The sequence below is a fragment of the Dyella sp. genome (genome assembly GCF_036568765.1).
In the GTDB taxonomy this organism is placed as follows: Bacteria; Pseudomonadota; Gammaproteobacteria; order Xanthomonadales; family Rhodanobacteraceae; genus GSA-30.
Genome location: NZ_DATCRY010000164.1, coordinates 1 through 16,366, shown reverse-complemented (window position 1 = coordinate 16,366; position 16,366 = coordinate 1). Strand labels below are relative to the sequence as shown.

Below are 16,366 nucleotides of genomic sequence, written 5' to 3'. Positions count from 1 at the left end.
GGTCTCGGTGGCGCCCCCGGCGACTGCCAGTTCGCCCACCCAATCCATCCGGCTGGCGAGCCAGAAAAAGCCCTTGGCGCGCAGCACGCCAGGAATACCGCCTGTCAACAGATCCTGCAGGCGCGCCGGATGGAACGGGCGCTTGCTGCGATAGACAAAGCTGGCAATGCCATAGGCTTCGCTCTCGGGCAGGTGCTGGCCCATCAGCTCCTGCACCCAGCCGGGCGCCAGCCGGGCTCGCTCTTCGTCGAAAGCATGTGTGTCGAGTACGCTTGCCAACGGCACCCTACCGTATTCGGCGTCGATCAGGCGCGCAGTGCGATTGAGCGCACGCAGCAATCGATGCAGCTGGCACAGCGCTGCGGCATCGACGGCATCGCACTTGTTGATCACGATGATATCGGCAAATTCGATCTGATCGGTCAGAAGCTGCACCAGCGGGCGCCGATCGTCCGCACCCGCAATCTCGCCGCGTGCCACCAGCAAGTCGCTGGAGCAGAAATCCTGCACGAAACTGCGCGCGTCCACCACGGTCACCATGGTGTCGAGCCGGGCAACGTCGGACAGGCTGAACCCATCGGCATCGCGCACGTGAAACGTAGCCGCTACCGGCATCGGCTCGGAAATACCGGTGGATTCGATCAGCAGGTAGTCGAAGCGCGCTTCTTCGGCCAAACGTCGGACTTCCTGCATCAGGTCGTCGCGCAAGGTACAGCAGATGCAGCCGTTGGTGAACTCAACGAGCCGTTCGTCGGTGCGCGTCACTGCAAAACCGCTGTCGCGCACCAGATCGGCATCGATATTGAGTTCGCTCATGTCGTTGACGATCACCGCGAGCTTGCGTCCTTCGCGGTTGAGCAGCAGATGGTTGAGCAAGGTGGTTTTTCCGGCGCCGAGAAAGCCGGAAAGCACGGTAACAGGGAGACGTGTCGTCATGTGTTTCAATCCTCGCAGACGGCTACCAAATATCTACCCGAGCGGCAGCCTGGAAATAGTCCGACCGCGGCACGCTACTCGAATGCGCGTCGTCGTTCCTGAGCATGATCTTGGTCGTAAGGCAGTAGCGCTGCCTTCTGCATGGCGTACGCCGAGGCAGCCATGCTGTTGCTGGTGGTTTCGATATGCAGGACGCCGCGGAGCCAATAGGGATCCCAAAGCGATGGCGTATCGATGCCCTCGGCCAAGACGACATGCACCAGCATGTTCGGCGGTGGCGGCGGCACGTGGATACAGGCACCGTAGAACGGCACGAAAAAGAACTCGGTCATGCGATTGCGATCGTCCGCCGCCAATGGCACGACGTAGCCGGCTAACCGCACCTTTCTACCTTCAAGCGCTGCGATGGTGTGCAGGCTGCCGAACTGCTTGCCGCGCTGATTGCCGATATGCAGCACCGGCGGCGCATGCTGGAGTTGCACGTAGTCCTCCTTGGGCATCATGCGCGTCCAATCGAGCTCGGAGTAGCCGTCATCGTCCAGCGTACCGAGAGTACCGGGCGCCAGGTCGTCCTTCGGTTTCATGCCACGCATGTCAGTCAAGCCTTGTGCAGCAAGCGTGCCGTCGGCGATGGCGCGAGCTCGTCGCGCACGGCCTTCCGCGGCGGCCGCTTCGGCCTGCGCCATCGCGGCCTGGGCACTCGTGCCGGCATGGGCTGGGCCACCGGCATCGGACGCTTGACGTTTGCAGCCGGCAAGCGCACACAGCAATAGCACGAGTCCACACCACCAGGGTTTCACAAGCGCACCCGCAAACCATCGGCCAGTGAACGGCGGTAAGCGATCCAAGCCGGAACGCAACCGGCACACAAGCCAGCCAGCAGAACGGATGCCATCAACAACCACTCCTCGCCGCGTGGCCAGCCAAGGCTCAGATTCAACCCCCAGCGACTGGCCAGATAACCGTGCAGGACGAGCAAGGTGAGATACATCAGCAGCACGCCCAGCACGACGCCAGCTGCGGCAAGCAACCCAGCCTCGAGCAAAAGCAATCGGAATACAGTGCGCACGGGCGCACCGACGGCACGCAAGATCGCCATTTCGCGACGTCGCTCATCGAGCGTGGTCAGCAAGGCGGTCAGCATACCGCCCAAGCCGACAAGCACGACCATCGCACTCACCGCACGCAACGCCGCTTCAGCCGTGCCGACCAGACTCCACAATTGGCTGAGCGCTACACCAGGTAGAATCGCCTGCAAGGGCTCGTCGGTGTACTCGTTGACTGCACGTTGCACCGCGAACGATGACAGACGCGAGCGCAGACCGACCAAAAAGGCGGTGATCGACTTTGGCGTCAGGTCCATGCGGCGCGCCCGCTCCGCGCTGACCTCCTGCCCAGGCAAGCGGATACCCGATTGCCAATCGACATGAATAGCCTCGATCGCCTGCAGGCTGACGAGCACGCTGGCGTCCACCGGCGTACCGGTCGCTTCCAGCACGCCGGCGACACGAAACGGCTTGTCTGCATGCAGCATCTCTCGTGTACCGCCGAACCCGTGTGCGATAACCAGCGGCTGCCCCACCCGATAGCCGAGTTGGCGTGCCACCTGGGCACCGATCACGGCATCGTAGAGATCGCCAAAGGTATGCCCCTGGGCAAAGCTCAATGGATGATCGTCGCCATAACGGTAATACTGGAAAAACTCTCCGGTAGTACCGACCACGCGAAAGCCACGGTGCGAGTCGCCCAGCGACAGCGGTACTGTCCAGCTGACTTCGGGCAGATTGGCGATTTCCCGATAGCTTTGCCAGGAGACGTTATTGGTCGCATCGCCCAGATGGAAAACCGAGTACAACAGCAGATTCACGGGACCGGAGCGGGCTCCAACAATCAGATCTGTACCGGATACCGTGCTGGCAAAACTGTTGCGGGCATCCTCGCGTAACCGCTCGACGCCCAGCAGCAGCCACACGCTCAAGCCAATGGTCAGTACCGTCAATACGGCAGCAAGGCGGCGTTGCCGCAGACTGTGCCAGGCCAGGGTCACGATGCGCACGGCGCTGCCCTCTGTGACGGACCGCTGAGTTCGACGACGCGATCGAAGTAGCGTGCCAGGCCGATGTCATGGCTGACAAAAACGAGACCCGCTCCTGCCCGGTCGCATTCGAGCAGCAGCAAGCGCAAAAAGGCATCGCGTGCATCGGTATCGAGTGCAGAAGTCGGCTCATCGGCGAGCAGCAGGGTCGGGCCGCCGATCAGCGCACGTGCAGCCGCCACTCGCTGCTGCTGCCCGACGCTCAATTCGGTAACGCGTCGCTCGTACATGCGAGCATCGCCGATACCCAGCGCCGCGAGCAAACGAGCTGCTTCCTGCCGCACAACCAATGAGCCGCCTGCGCGCCGCTGCCGACGCAGCGAGAACGCGCAGCCCAGCAGCACATTATCAAGCACACTCAAGTACGGCAGCAGGTTGAACTGCTGGAACACATAACCGATGTGGTCGGCACGAAAACGATCGCGTGCCGATGCAGACAGGCTCGACACGATCGTTTCTTCAATACGCACATGACCCGAGCGCGGCACCAGCACGCCAGCCAGCAAGCCGAGCAGGCTGCTCTTGCCGCTGCCGCTCGGGCCACGGACAAAGATGCGCTCGCCACGTGCCACGGAGAAGCTGTCCAGCACGATCGCATCGCCTTCGTCCCAGCCGAAGCGCAGATCATGGCAACTGACCAGCATCGCATCGCCCCACGGGATCACGGCGCGAGCATCACGCGGAATTCCCCCTGGCCGAGCTCCTGGCGCTCCTGCTTTTGCGGCAGCACGATATCGACAGCCAGACCGTGCGTAGCCGGATAACGATCGGCCAGATGGATATCGATGTGGTCCAGCCGTCCCGGCTCGGCGCAGCGGAAGCTATAGCGCGCATCGATATCCGCATGGCCAACCGATGGAGCGGAGGCGCTCAGCCCGCTTGCCTGGATACGACTGTCGGCAAGTACGCAGCGAGCCGCCGTAGCCGGCTCCAACCATGGCGCCGGCACATGCAAGGACGCCAGCACCGCTTCGATCTGCTTGCTCTCAGTGTCGTTATGCGGCGGATGTTCGAAGCCGAGCATATTGATGGCCGGTGCATCCAGGGTCACTTGCAACGTACTGCCCTCGAGCCCGATATCCACCGCGGTCACGCCATGCACGTGCACCCCCAATCGGCGCGGAGCCTGGGCTAACACCGGCTGTATCGCCAGCAAAAGGCCGAGCGCGGCAAGCGAAACGGTTCTCATAGCGGCTCCACAATAATGGAAATGTTATAACATAACAAATATAAGTTTGTGCAAGCCCCCCCGGCCATAGGACCTCTGGCACAGACGGCAACCGGCCGCTGTCATCGATAACCCGGTGTTTGACATCGCCCTGCCACATTCACACCCGCATCATGTCGCGCCACGCGCGGCACCGTCGCGTCAAGTTTCCGTTCGAGGCGCCGATGTGGTGCGTTATTCCTCACGTCTCCCCGAGAGCCGTTCCGCGATGATCAAAGTCACGTCCGATGCCGAACGAGAGCGATCGCTGCTGGATCAGGCGCTGGCCACCGAAGCATTGACGGCGCATTTCCAACCCGTCGTGCATATCGAGACGCATGCGGTAGTCGCGCATGAGGGGCTGATTCGCTCGGCCCTGGCGGGCACCGCGCTGACACCGATCGATTTGCTCGACCTGGCTCGCGCACGTGGCCGCCTGGCCGACTTCGAGCTGGGAGCGGCACGCTGCATCGTCAGCCAGTTCGCGCGTACGGGCGTGGATGGTCGCTTGCTGATCAATCTCAGCGCGCACGCCATCCTGCAGGCCGGCGTGCGTCCCGAGGATGTCATAGAGGCACTGTCGGTGCCGGGCTTCGATTTGGGCCGGGTGACAATCGAGTTGACCGAACGCGATATCGTCGAGGATGCGGCCAAGCTCGCCCACAGCCTGGGCTATCTGCGCGCGAGCGGTATTCGCATCGCGCTGGACGACTTCGGCAACGGCCATTCGAACTTCGAGATGTGGAACGAGATCCATCCCGAAGTGGTGAAAATCGATCGCTACCTGGTCAACGGTTTGTCGCGCAGCGCGGAAAAACTCGCGATCGTGCGCGCACTGTGCATGGTGGCCGAGACGCTCGGCGCCGACCTGGTCGGCGAAGGCATCGAGGATCCCGATGACCTGCGCATGTTGCGCGAGCTTCGCATTCCCTATGCGCAGGGATTCCTGATTGCTCGGCCTAGCCCGATTCCAGCGATCCAGGCCAGCCGACAGTACATCGATGCCATCACTGGACAAGATGTGGTGGTGCCACCACGCGTGCGCGGCCCGGTCACCGCGCGGCCGCTCAAGGCCGAGCATTTGCTGATCGAGGCGCCAGCCGTTTCGCTGGCACAGACCAACGACCATGTCGCGGCGATTTTTTCCTTGCACGATCGCCTGCATGCCATCGCCGTCGTCGACCAGGGACGGCCGGTGGGCATCATCAACCGTCGCCATTTTACCGAGCGCATGGCGCAACCGTTTGCCCGGGAGCTGTTCGCACGCAAGGCATGCAGCGCATTCATGTATGACGCTCCGCTGTTATGCGATTCCGAGCAGTCGCTGCAAAGCATGGCCGATATCCTGCGAGGCGAAGACCAGCGCTATCTCAGCGATGGTTTCATCATTACCCGGGGCGGCATGTATCTTGGCCTGGGAACCGGCGAATCGCTGGTGCGCAGGGTCACCGAGATCCGCGTAGAAGCCGCACGTTACGCCAATCCGCTTACCTTCCTTCCCGGCAATATTCCGGTCACCGAGCATGTCGCGAGGCTGCTGCAGGCGCGACGCCCCTTCGTCACCACATATTTCGACCTGGATTTCTTCAAGCCGTTCAACGACCACTATGGCTATTTTCGCGGCGACGAGATGATCCGCCTACTGGCCAGTACGCTTACCGGCGACCTGCGCCAGGATAGCGACTTCGTCGGTCATATCGGTGGCGACGATTTCATCGTGTTGTTTCAGAGCAACGATTGGGAAGAGCGCTGCCGGCAAATGCGCGAGCGCTTCAACGCGTTGGCCGCCGCACTGTTCGACGATAACGACCGGCTGCATGGCGGTATCGAAGCGGAAGATCGTCATGGCAATCAGCGCTTTTTCCCCTTGACCACCGTCTCGGTAGGCGCTGTGGCCATCGTCGACGAATTCCCCAACGATGCCGAAAGCATCGCCAGCCTCGCAGCGCAAGCCAAGCGAACAGCCAAGCGCGAGCCGGATGGCTTCCATATCGTGCGCTACCGTGCGGACCTGCATACGCTTACCGCTGTTGAAGCGCCCGCCGGCCCTATCGACATCGAGCGGTAGTTCGACAGTCTCAAATACCTGCCGTCAACATCGCTCGACGACTCGTTGCGTCCAACACGAAAGCCAGCAGGCAGATCGCCAAGGCCAGGATACACACCCCGCTCCAACCGGCCGCCGCCCAGGCCACACCGGTCGCCAGCGCGCCCAGACCGCCGCCAATGAAGAACACACCCACGAACAAGCCGTTCAACCGACTGCGTGCAGTCGAGTCGAGCATGTTGACGGCGCGCCGACCGAGTGTCTGATCGGCAATGGCTCCCGCATCGATGACGATTGCAGCCGCCACCAAGGCACCGATGGCGAACGACGGATGTGCGTCGAGCGAAAAACCGAACCAGCCCGCACCTGCTGCGCCGGCCATAAGAAAACCTATGACCATGATCATATGCGTTATCGGCATGCCCGCTACGCTCAACCCGCGATCGCCGATGCGTCCGGCGACGGGCGCCACCACCGTGCCAGCAACACCGGCAAAGGCGAACAACGCCAGGCCGTGCGCGCTCAAACCGAACGGCTGTTGCACCAGACGCAAGCCGATCGCCGTCCAGAATGCCGTAAATGCCGCCATGCAGATCGCCGCCGAGAGCGCGTAACGCCGCAGCACCGGCTCACGCCACCACAAGGTCACCAGCGATCCCATCAACGCGCGGTAAGAACTGATTCTTTCGGGGTGCCGCTTCGGCAGACCGCGGTATAACGCCACTGCCATCAGGGTATTCATGATCGCCAGCAGGCCATAGAACCAGCGCCAACCGAAGTTGCCGGCAACCAGGCTGGCCAGCGGACGCGACAGCAGGATGCCGACCATCACGCCGCTCATGACATTGCCCACCGCCGTACCGCGCCGGTCCGGATGTGCCATCGCCGCAGCCAGCGGTACCAGAATCTGGATTGCGCAGGAGGTTGCGCCGGCAACGCACACAGCGAACAAGAACCATGGTGCAGTAGGCGCGATCGCCGCTAGTCCCAACATCGCCGCACAGCACGCCAGGGTGACCACAGTAAGGCGCCGGTTCTCGAACAAATCGGCCAGCGGTACCAGGAATAACATGCCAACCGCGTAGCCAAGCTGAGGCAGCATCGCCACTAAACCGCTCCAGGAAGGTGGCAAATGCAACGATCGCCCCACTGGCCCGGTCAGCGGCTGAGCTGCCGACAGGTTCACGATGATGACGCCAACGGCCAGCGCGAACAGGAATGTCAGCGGCCCGGTCAGGGTTTCGAGCGGTTCGGCGACGGGCTCGACCGCCACGGCCTGGCTAGAGGCGTGCTGCATGAAAAAAGCCTTGCAAAGAAGATGGTTGTGGATGCTAAATAGCTCGGAGACATGCATCAATTGAATAATGTTTATATTCTTTATGCCAAATAAGCATACTCTGGTCGTCCTATGAATACTCGAGACATCAGCGCGTTTATCGCCGTCGTCGATACCGGCTCGATCGTGCAGGCCGCCGCTTCGTTGCACCTGACGCAACCGGGAGTCACTCGTCGCGTGCAAAGCTTGGAGAATCTGCTCGGCGTCGAGTTGCTCGATCGCCAGTCCAAGCCATTGCGCCCCACCGCGGCAGGCCTGGAGGTCTACCAGAGAGGGCGCCAGATACTGCAGGCCGAATCCGAACTGCTGGCCTCGGTACGCGACGATGTCGAGCCGACCGGCGAACTACGCCTGGGGATGCCACCGATGTTGGCGGACATGGCCTTGGCCGCACCGGTCGACGCCCTGCGCGAAGCTTTTCCCAAACTGACCCTGCGTATCCAAGGCGGCTGGTCGCCAGGACTGGTCGACCAGCTCGAACAAGGCAACCTTGACGTGGCCGCTATCGTCTATTCGGAAAGCACCTCGCCCCCTCCAGGCATGATCGCGCGAGAGTTCAACCGACAATCGATCAAGGTCGTAGCGTCCCCCGAGCTGGGCCTGAAAACACGCGTCAGCTTGAACGATCTTGCATCGCATGCCTGGGTGCTTAGCCAGAACGGTTGCGGCATGCGTTCCACTTTGCGCCACGCCGTGGAAGCCAGGGGCCTGCAGTTCAACGTCGGCGTCGAAGCTTTCGGCTCCGATTTGCAGCTCTCATTGGTTTCGCGCGGTGCCGGCATCGGTCTGGTCACGCCCGATGCGCTCAATAGCAGCCGTTATCGCGACAAGCTCAAGGTGCTCGATGTAACCGACTTTCGAATCAATGTCGTATCTTGGTTGATCCATCGCCCGCTACCACCGAGGCTGAAAGCCCCAGTGGACGTGTTGCTGCATAATCTTTCGCAAGGCGATACCGGTTCTCACAAAGAGAACCTGTCGTAAAGCAAGAGCAACGCATATGGGCCATTGCCCGCCTTGCTGATATCGAACCGGAGCGTTTGCATATGCCGTTTCACCGATTCGGCGACGCCACGGCTGGTGGCATAGACGCCCACATGGATAGCGATTCGATCCATCGAAAGCCTCCCAAGGCAGAAGCGGCAAGCATCAAGCAAACAGATCCATCGCCGTATCGTCCCAATCGTGGCCGATCCAACCGCTTTCGATCGAGGGAGGCGGAAATCCTGTGCGGCAATAACCGTGCTTGGCGACAAAGTCGATCACCGCATGGGGATGGCCATTAATCAGCAGCGCCGCTTTTAGCCCGTCGCCGGACCAACCGATAGTCAGGGTGGACATCGTCTCGCGGTCGGCGATATTGACCACGTTGTAGATGTGCAGGGCATCCTGGATCGGCTGCTCTTGCCGCGACAGATCCAGGGCGTATAGATAACCCGTATCGCCATCGTCTTCGAAAATCGCGGCATACCTGCCGCCCGGGGCCGGACCTTCAATGAATTGCTCACCGCCGACGGTGAGAGGGTGTTCGACCACGTTGTGTAGCGGCATAAGCGGTCTCGAAGTGTGTAGGGCATCACATTAAGGGAGCGGACAGCGCTTGAATAGCGTCCTTAGGTCTAGGCGCCAGGCATCTGTCAGCCAAGGGGTTATCGGCCATAGTTCGCATCGATTGAAACGATAATGATTCGCAATTACGATAGTTGGCTATCGCAAGGAGAATCCCGTTTTGATGCGTTCCTTATCCGCGGCCATCCTGATTGCCCTGGCCGGCGACTTTGCCCTTGCCGCCCAGGCTGTGGCACAGGACGCCGCTCCCGCTGCCGCCCCACTGGCCGCAGACAAGAAACCCGTCGCCAATCTGCAGGGCGTCAGTGTCATCGGGGACTGGCTGGCCGAGGCGAATCAGAATGCGGTAATCAACCATCCTGGTGCCCGTACCGTCATACGTCGCGAACAATGGCAGGAAAGCGGTGCGGTCAATCTGCGCGATGCGTTGCGCATCGTTCCTGGCGTACAGGTGCAAGAAAACAATGGCACCGGTGGCAGCGATGTGTCGCTCAATGTCGGTGTGCGCGGCCTGACCTCGCGCTTGTCGCCGCGCTCCACGCTGCTACTCGATGGCATACCGATCGCGGTGGCGCCCTATGGTCAGCCGCAGGTCTCGATGGCCCCGGTGGCGCTCGGTAATCTGCAAGCTGTCGATGTCGTGCGCGGCGGCGGTTCGGTGCGCTACGGACCGCAGAACGTCGGTGGCATCATCAACTTCGTCACTCGCGATATCCCCGCCACTTTCGGCGGCGACGCCGGCGTGCAACTGCAAGGTGGCGAATACGGCGGCATCCGCACGCAGAGCCATGCGTTTATCGGTGGCACGACGGCATCCGGCCTGGGTATGGCCCTGCTGTACAGCGGCGCGCATGGCCCAGGTTATCGCGAGAAACAAGATAACGAGAGCATTGACGACCTGATGCTCAAGGCCAAATACACGATTGGCAACACCGATGAAATCACCGGAAGCCTGCATTACTACGACGGCCAGGCCGGCATGCCCGGTGGCCTGAGCCAGGCCGAATACAACGCCAACCCGTTTCAGTCGTTAAGGCCATTCGACGACTTCCATGGTCGCCGCTCGGACGCTGCACTTAAGTACAGTCATCGTGACGAGACACGTAGTTTTGAGGTACAGACCTACTACACGAACAGCTTCCGCGGTAGCCATCTGGAAACGGTCACGCAAGATCCGACCTCCGGCATGTACACGCATCAGCTCAATGCCTTCCCACGTAACTACCATACCTTCGCCATCGAACCGCGCTACTCGCAATGGTTCGACTGGGGGCCATGGACGCATGAAATCAGCGTGGGCTACCGCTATCTGACCGAGTACATGCACGAGCAGACGTTGCGTACCAACAAGTACGTCTCTTCGCTGGATTACACGCCATTCGATAGCTTTCCTTATACGAGCCCCTATGTGCTGAGCGGCAATAACACCGGCTCGAACCGAGCGAATGCAGTGTATATCGACGACACCATCAACGTAGGCGCATGGACGATCACGCCCGGCCTGCGCTATGAACGTATCGACAGCTGGTGGGAAGCACATCCGAGCGACACCGTGACAGTCAAGGGACCGGCCTTTCGTCGCGAAAGTTATTCCGAACCGCTGCCTTCGCTCAACGTGATCTATCACCTGAGCGATACGTGGAAGCTGTACGGCAACGCGGAAACGTCGTTCGGTGCCTTGCAGTACTTCCAGATCGGCCAGAAAGATTCGACCAACCAATTCGCCCAAGGTCTGCAGCCGGAAAAGGCGCGCACCTATGAAATCGGCACGCGTTACGACACGGCTGCCTGGGGCGGCGAAGTTTCGCTGTTCCGCATCAACTTCGACCACGAGTTGCAGTTGGTAGGCAAACTCCCTGGAGTGCCCGACTCTTACGATGGCTGGACAAGTCTGGGTGCAACGACGCACAAGGGCGTCGAGTCGGCCGGGCACATCGACTTCGGCGCGCTCGACGAGCGCCTGGAAGGTCTGAGCCTATGGGGTACGGCTACCTATACGCATGCGGTAGCGAAGTACGGCTCGTTTGCCGGCCGCGACCTGCCATTCTATTCGCGCCGTACCGCCAATGCAGGCCTGCGCTATATGCGCGCGCAGTGGACGTTCAACGTAGATGCCTTCTCACAGTCGCGCCAGCACTCACCCGGCTCGCCGAGTTTCGATCCGGCCAATCCTGTGCCGTATCAAACCGCCGGTACACCGGACGGCGAACTGGGCGATATCCCGGGTTGGACGACTTGGAATCTGCGCACGGAATATGCGTTCGGCAAGGCATTTTCAAACCTGCGCTTGGGCGTAGGCGTCAAGAACGTATTCGATCGTCGCTATTTCACTCGTTCCACCGATAACAATGGCGGCCTTTATGTCGGCCAGCCACGTACGTATTACGTGCAAGCCAACGTGGACTTCTGATCGCCATGCATACCCTTCGCCAGCCAATGCGCCCTCCGCGACGCGTCCGCCAGCTCCTGAAATCACTGCACCTGTGGCTCGGCTTGAGCCTTGGCACGGTATTGGCCCTGGTCACACTGACCGGCTGTATCTTGAGTTTCGAAGGGCCGCTGCTGACGACGCTGCATCCTGAGCTGGCTGGCCGAACCGTGCCCGACACCGCCGGCCTGGGCCACTCGCTGCAGCACATCCTCGACACGCCCGATGGCGGTAAGCTGCGTGGCATCGCGTTGCCCAACGGCGAATTGACAGCTTTCGAAGGTACGCTCAAAGGTGGGGACCGGATGTATTTCGACCCGGTCAGCGGGGAGGCAATCCTGCATCGCCGTGCGGGCCACGATCCCTTGTTGGTGCTGCTGGACTGGCATACGCATCTGCTGTCGGGCGAGGTGGGCGAGACAGTGCTTGGCATCGTGGCGATCACCGGGCTCTTCATGATCGTTTCGGGCGCTTGGCTTTATTGGCCCGGGCGCAAGCGCGCGCTACAGCACATGCGCCCGCATACGCGCCCACCGATCCTGCGCTGGGCAAGTTGGCACCGCTTTGCCGGCGTGGTTGCCCTGCCTTTGCTTATCGCGATGATCGGCACCGGCACGACGATGGCTTATCGCGGTGCCGTGCGTACCGGACTTGCGCATGCGTTCGGCGAGCCGGCACCGGCCAAGCCGCCGACGCTGGCGGGCGATGCCGAAGGTAAGCCGGATTGGCAGGCCATTCTGGTTGCAGCACAAAACGCCGTGCCGGATGCGGCGATTACACGTGTTTCATTGCCCGCCAAGCCCGGAACGGCGCTGGTGATGCGCGTGCGTCGACCGGGCGAGTGGAATCCGGCGGGGCGCAGCAATCTTTGGATCGATCCGTTCGCTGCGCGAGTCATCGGCGGTGAAGATGCGACCAAGCTCGGTACCGGGGGGCGGTTGGCCAATGCGCTTTTTCCGATTCATTCGGCAGCGGTGGGCGGGCCACTATGGCACGGACTGGCGCTGCTTGGTGGGTTGATGCCTACGTTTATGCTGGTTACCGGTTTTCTTTTTTGGAGAGCACGGCGGCGCAGGTCAGCAGTTCATCGCTGAGTTGAAGCGTCCCTCACCCCTTCCCTCTCCATCGGGCGAAACCAGAAAAGAGGGATGGAGTGAGGGTCGCCCCCTATCCGTCAACCGCCACGCGCGAACGCCGCTTTGCCTTCCTTATCCAGCGCAGCAAATTCCTCGTCGGACAGCTCGATGTCCACCGCGGTCATATTTTCTTCCAAGTGCTTGACCTTCGACGTGCCCGGAATCGGCAACATCACCGGACTACGCTTGAGCACCCATGCAAGCGCGATCTGGCTCGGCGCGGCGCCATGCTGCTTGGCAATGGCATCGAGCAACGAACCCGGCTTGGCCAGATCGCCAGCAGCCAACGGGAACCACGGAATAAAGCCGATGTTGTGCTGTGCACAGTAATCGAGCACGTCTTCGCTGGTGCGGTCGACCAGGTTGTAGCGATTCTGCACCGTCACCACATCGAAGAACTTGCCGGCGGCTTCGATCTCTTCGACGCTGACTTCGCTCAAGCCGGCATGGCGGATCACACCGCCCTCGATCAAGGATTTGATCGCATCGAACTGTTCATCGCGCGGAACCTTGGGATCGATGCGATGCAACTGCCACAAATCGATACGTTCGACGCCCAATTGACGCAGACTCTTGTGTGCTTGTTGAATCAGATACTCCGGGCGGCCCAGTGGGATCCATTGGTTGGGGCCTGTACGCGTCAGGCCACCCTTGGTCGCCACGATCAGGTTCTTATACGGCCGCAAGGCCTCGGCAATCAGCAATTCGGAAATATCCGGGCCGTAAGCGTCGGCCGTGTCGATGAAATCGACACCAAGGTCGGGCAAGCGTTTGAGCACACGGATGGCTTCGGCTCGATCGGCCGGCTCACCCCAGACGCCGTCGCCGACAATACGCATGGCACCGAACCCTAAACGGTTGACCGGCATGTCGCCGCCGATCTTGAAGCTTCCGGAACGGGCTGCATTGGGAATGGACATGGTTATTCTCTCGGTTCGTGGATAAACGATCAGGAAAAATCGGTCGATAAGGTGACCTGCTCCCAGGTGTCGAACTCGCTTTTGAGCGCACCCAATTTTTCGCGCACCATGGTCATGGCATCGCGACCGAGCAACAGATGCATGGGCGGGTCGTCACTGGCGACCAGCTTGAGCAGGGCCTCGCCGGCCTTGTGCGGATCGCCGGGCTGATGGCCGCTGATGTTCTTGCGGCGCTCGCGCAGCGGATCGAATACCGCGTCGTAATCGGCAATGCGACGCTCGCTACGCACCATCGAGCGACCGGCCCAATCGGTCCGGAACCCACCCGGCGCCACTGCGGTGACATAAATGCCGAGGCTGCGCACCTCCTTGGCCAGGCTTTCGGAGATGCCCTCGAGCGCGAACTTGCTGCCATGGTAGAAACTGATGCCCGGCATCGTGATGATGCCGCCCATCGACGTGATATTGAGGATGCGACCGGCACGACGCTTGCGCATATAGGGCAGCACGGCCTGAATCATCGCCACGGCGCCGAAGACATTCACTTCGAATTGGCGCCGCAGATCGTCCAGCGCCGCTTCTTCCAATACGCCTTCGTGGCCGTAACCGGCATTGTTGACCAGGACGTCGACCGGCCCGGTTCGCTGCTCGATCTCGGCAACTGTCGGTGCGATGCGGACCGTATCGGTGACGTCGAGCAGATAGGCAAATGCGCTTCCCGGCGCGAGCGCCTCGAAGCTTCTTGCGGACGCTTCATCACGCACGGTACCCGCGACGCGATGCCCCTCGCGCAAGGCAACCTCCGCCAAGGCGCGCCCCAGGCCAGTGCTGACGCCAGTGATCAGGAATATCTTAGGTTGATTCATAGCTGTCTCCCAGCATGGAAAAGTGGACGCATGCTAAGCCCCACCCTGCCCGCCGATAAGCCAGGCCATCGTCGATACCCTTTGAAGCGAGCCTGGATAATCATTCGTTAGGTTTGCTTCAAAGCCTTTTCGCCACAGGCGTATTCAAGCTACACATGGGGCGCGTTACCCTTCTTGCAAGCGGCATGGCCGCGGTGAGAGGAAGAAGCATGGAATACGTGAAATTGGGTCGTACCGGCCTGGAGGTATCGCGCCTATGCCTGGGCTGCATGACGTTCGGCGCACCGGATCGCGGCAACCACACTTGGACCCTGGATGAGGAAAAGAGCCGGCCATTGATTCGCCAGGCACTGGAAGCGGGCATCAACTTCCTCGATACGGCCAATGTCTATTCCGATGGCAGCTCTGAGGAAATCGTCGGGCGGGCGATCCGCGACTTCGGCCGCCGCGAAGACATCGTGCTGGCGACCAAGGTCTTCAATCGCATGCATTCCGGCCCGAACGGCGCCGGCCTTTCGCGCAAGGCGATCATGGCCGAGATCGACAACAGCCTGCGGCGCCTCGGCACCGACTACGTCGATCTGTACCAGATCCATCGATGGGATGCGACTACGCCTATCGAAGAAACGCTCGAGGCGCTTCACGATGTGGTCAAGGCCGGCAAGGCACGCTACATCGGTGCATCGTCGATGTATGCCTGGCAGTTCGCCAAAGCGATCTATACCTCCCGGCTGCATGGCTGGACGGAATTCGTCAGCATGCAGAACCATCTCAACCTGCTCTATCGCGAGGAAGAGCGCGAAATGCTCGGCCTGTGCAGCGACCAGGGCATCGGTGTGATCCCCTGGAGCCCGCTCGCTCGCGGACGCCTGACGAGGGACTGGGATGAAACCACCGAGCGGCAGGAATCGGATGTTTACGGGCAGACGCTTTACGCAGCCACTGCGGACGCCGACCGCGCTGTGATCGATGCCGTGGCGAAGGTTGCAGCGTCACGTGGCGTGCCGCGTGCACAGGTGGCATTGGCGTGGGTTGCGCAGAAGTCGCCAGTAATGGCACCGATTATCGGGGCGTCCAAGCCGCATCATTTGGACGATGCGGTCGCGGCTTTGTCGTTAAAGCTTACGAGCGAGGAAATCGAGGCGTTGGAGGCACCGTATGTGCCGCATCGGATCGCCGGTTTTTCTTGACGCTGTTTTAAGGCACTGGGCTCCAGCCCCAAGCCCCTTTTGCGCGGGGCTCGCTGGGGCCTGGAGCCTTTCCTACGACGCAACCAGAGCATCTGTCGTCGGCTTTTCGCCTATCGGCTCATCTCGCAAGAAATCGATCAGCGCGCGCAGCTTCGGCGGCACCCGTCGCCGCTCTGGAAAATACAGATACAGGCTTTCCAGCGGCGGACTCCAGTCGCTAAGCACACGCACTAGCCGCCCGTCCTCGATGAAGCGCTCGATATACCCATTGATGGTGTAGACCACACCCAGCCCGTCGAGCGCAGCCTGCGTCAGGGCGGCCGAATCGTTGAAAGTCAGCCGGCCGTTGACGTTCAAGGCCAACTGCTCGCTGTCCTTCTCGAAAACCCAACGCTCGATCTGCCCGCTGGTAGGGTAACGAAAGCTGATGCAATCGTGCTCGAGCAGATCGCGCGGATGCCGCGGTACCCCATGCCGCGCGAGGTAATCGGGCGATGCAATCACGTGCACGCTGATCGGCGGTCCGATCTTTACCGCCACCATGTCGCGCTCGATCATGTCGCCAAAACGAATCCCTGCATCGAAACCCCGGCTGACGATATCGATCAACTGACCCTCGATGACGATCTCCAGCCG

The 16,366-nt window shown here is 61.1% G+C and carries 16 protein-coding genes; 5 read left to right on the top strand and 11 right to left on the bottom strand.

Going from position 1 to position 16,366, the window contains the following annotated elements; translation table 11 throughout:
• The 5 genes from VIM98_RS11520 to VIM98_RS11500 all read right to left on the bottom strand — a co-directional run.
• A partial coding sequence (locus VIM98_RS11520) for a GTP-binding protein (protein ID WP_331993253.1) occupies nt 1–936 on the bottom strand: 936 nt, incomplete at its 3' end.
• Between the two features lie 74 nt (nt 937–1,010).
• Nucleotides 1,011–1,712, bottom strand: a complete 702-nt coding sequence (locus VIM98_RS11515) for a DUF3299 domain-containing protein (protein ID WP_331993252.1) — start codon at nt 1,710–1,712, stop codon at nt 1,011–1,013.
• A 20-nt stretch (nt 1,713–1,732) separates the two neighbouring features.
• Nucleotides 1,733–2,986 carry an ABC transporter permease gene (locus tag VIM98_RS11510; RefSeq protein ID WP_331993254.1) on the bottom strand — a complete coding sequence of 418 codons (1,254 nt, stop codon included), beginning with the start codon at nt 2,984–2,986 and terminating at the stop codon, nt 1,733–1,735.
• Nucleotides 2,980–3,696 (bottom strand): ATP-binding cassette domain-containing protein, encoded by a 717-nt coding sequence (locus tag VIM98_RS11505; RefSeq protein WP_331993251.1) that lies wholly within the window; start codon nt 3,694–3,696, stop codon nt 2,980–2,982. The genes VIM98_RS11510 and VIM98_RS11505 overlap by 7 nt, the downstream gene beginning before the upstream one ends.
• Nucleotides 3,693–4,220: a ZrgA family zinc uptake protein gene (locus VIM98_RS11500; protein WP_331993250.1), complete on the bottom strand. Its 528-nt coding sequence runs from the start codon at nt 4,218–4,220 to the stop codon at nt 3,693–3,695. Before VIM98_RS11500 ends, VIM98_RS11505 begins: the two co-directional genes overlap by 4 nt.
• Nucleotides 4,221–4,467: 247 nt before the next feature.
• On the opposite strand from VIM98_RS11500, the gene VIM98_RS11495 reads away from it, so the two are divergent.
• Nucleotides 4,468–6,306: a GGDEF domain-containing protein gene (locus VIM98_RS11495; protein ID WP_331993249.1), complete on the top strand. Its 1,839-nt coding sequence runs from the start codon at nt 4,468–4,470 to the stop codon at nt 6,304–6,306.
• A gap of 10 nt (nt 6,307–6,316) precedes the next feature.
• Here VIM98_RS11495 and VIM98_RS11490 read toward each other — a convergent pair whose 3' ends face one another.
• Nucleotides 6,317–7,582, bottom strand: a complete 1,266-nt coding sequence (locus VIM98_RS11490; protein WP_331993248.1) for an MFS transporter — start codon at nt 7,580–7,582, stop codon at nt 6,317–6,319.
• Between the two features lie 111 nt (nt 7,583–7,693).
• On the opposite strand from VIM98_RS11490, the gene VIM98_RS11485 reads away from it, so the two are divergent.
• Entirely contained in the window at nt 7,694–8,605 is a 912-nt protein-coding gene (locus tag VIM98_RS11485) for a LysR family transcriptional regulator (RefSeq protein WP_331993247.1), read from the top strand.
• Here VIM98_RS11485 and VIM98_RS11480 read toward each other — a convergent pair.
• On the bottom strand, nt 8,584–8,739 hold the full coding sequence (locus VIM98_RS11480; protein ID WP_331993246.1) for a hypothetical protein: 156 nt from the start codon (nt 8,737–8,739) through the stop codon (nt 8,584–8,586). The genes VIM98_RS11485 and VIM98_RS11480 overlap by 22 nt on opposite strands.
• 31 nt (nt 8,740–8,770) lie before the next feature.
• Nucleotides 8,771–9,172, bottom strand: coding sequence for a DUF2251 domain-containing protein (locus VIM98_RS11475; RefSeq protein WP_331993245.1), 402 nt, complete (start codon nt 9,170–9,172; stop codon nt 8,771–8,773).
• A gap of 181 nt (nt 9,173–9,353) precedes the next feature.
• On the opposite strand from VIM98_RS11475, the gene VIM98_RS11470 reads away from it, so the two are divergent.
• Nucleotides 9,354–11,600, top strand: a complete 2,247-nt coding sequence (locus VIM98_RS11470) for a TonB-dependent siderophore receptor (protein WP_331993244.1) — start codon at nt 9,354–9,356, stop codon at nt 11,598–11,600.
• Nucleotides 11,601–11,605: 5 nt separating this feature from the next.
• A complete protein-coding gene (locus tag VIM98_RS11465; RefSeq protein ID WP_331993243.1) occupies nt 11,606–12,712 on the top strand; it encodes a PepSY-associated TM helix domain-containing protein in 1,107 nt (368 codons plus the stop codon).
• Nucleotides 12,713–12,792: 80 nt separating this feature from the next.
• Here VIM98_RS11465 and VIM98_RS11460 read toward each other — a convergent pair whose 3' ends face one another.
• The gene (locus VIM98_RS11460) at nt 12,793–13,674 is read right to left on the bottom strand and encodes an aldo/keto reductase (protein WP_331993242.1); all 882 of its coding nucleotides are present in this window, start codon (nt 13,672–13,674) and stop codon (nt 12,793–12,795) included.
• 29 nt (nt 13,675–13,703) lie between these two features.
• Nucleotides 13,704–14,540, bottom strand: a complete 837-nt coding sequence (locus tag VIM98_RS11455) for an oxidoreductase (protein ID WP_331993241.1) — start codon at nt 14,538–14,540, stop codon at nt 13,704–13,706.
• 209 nt (nt 14,541–14,749) lie between these two features.
• Here VIM98_RS11455 and VIM98_RS11450 point away from each other — a divergent pair, with 209 nt between their 5' ends.
• The gene (locus tag VIM98_RS11450) at nt 14,750–15,730 is read left to right on the top strand and encodes an aldo/keto reductase (protein ID WP_331993240.1); all 981 of its coding nucleotides are present in this window, start codon (nt 14,750–14,752) and stop codon (nt 15,728–15,730) included.
• Nucleotides 15,731–15,802: 72 nt separating this feature from the next.
• Here VIM98_RS11450 and VIM98_RS11445 read toward each other — a convergent pair.
• Nucleotides 15,803–16,366, bottom strand: a 564-nt coding sequence (locus tag VIM98_RS11445; protein ID WP_331993239.1) for a LysR substrate-binding domain-containing protein, incomplete at its 5' end; no start/stop codon positions are given.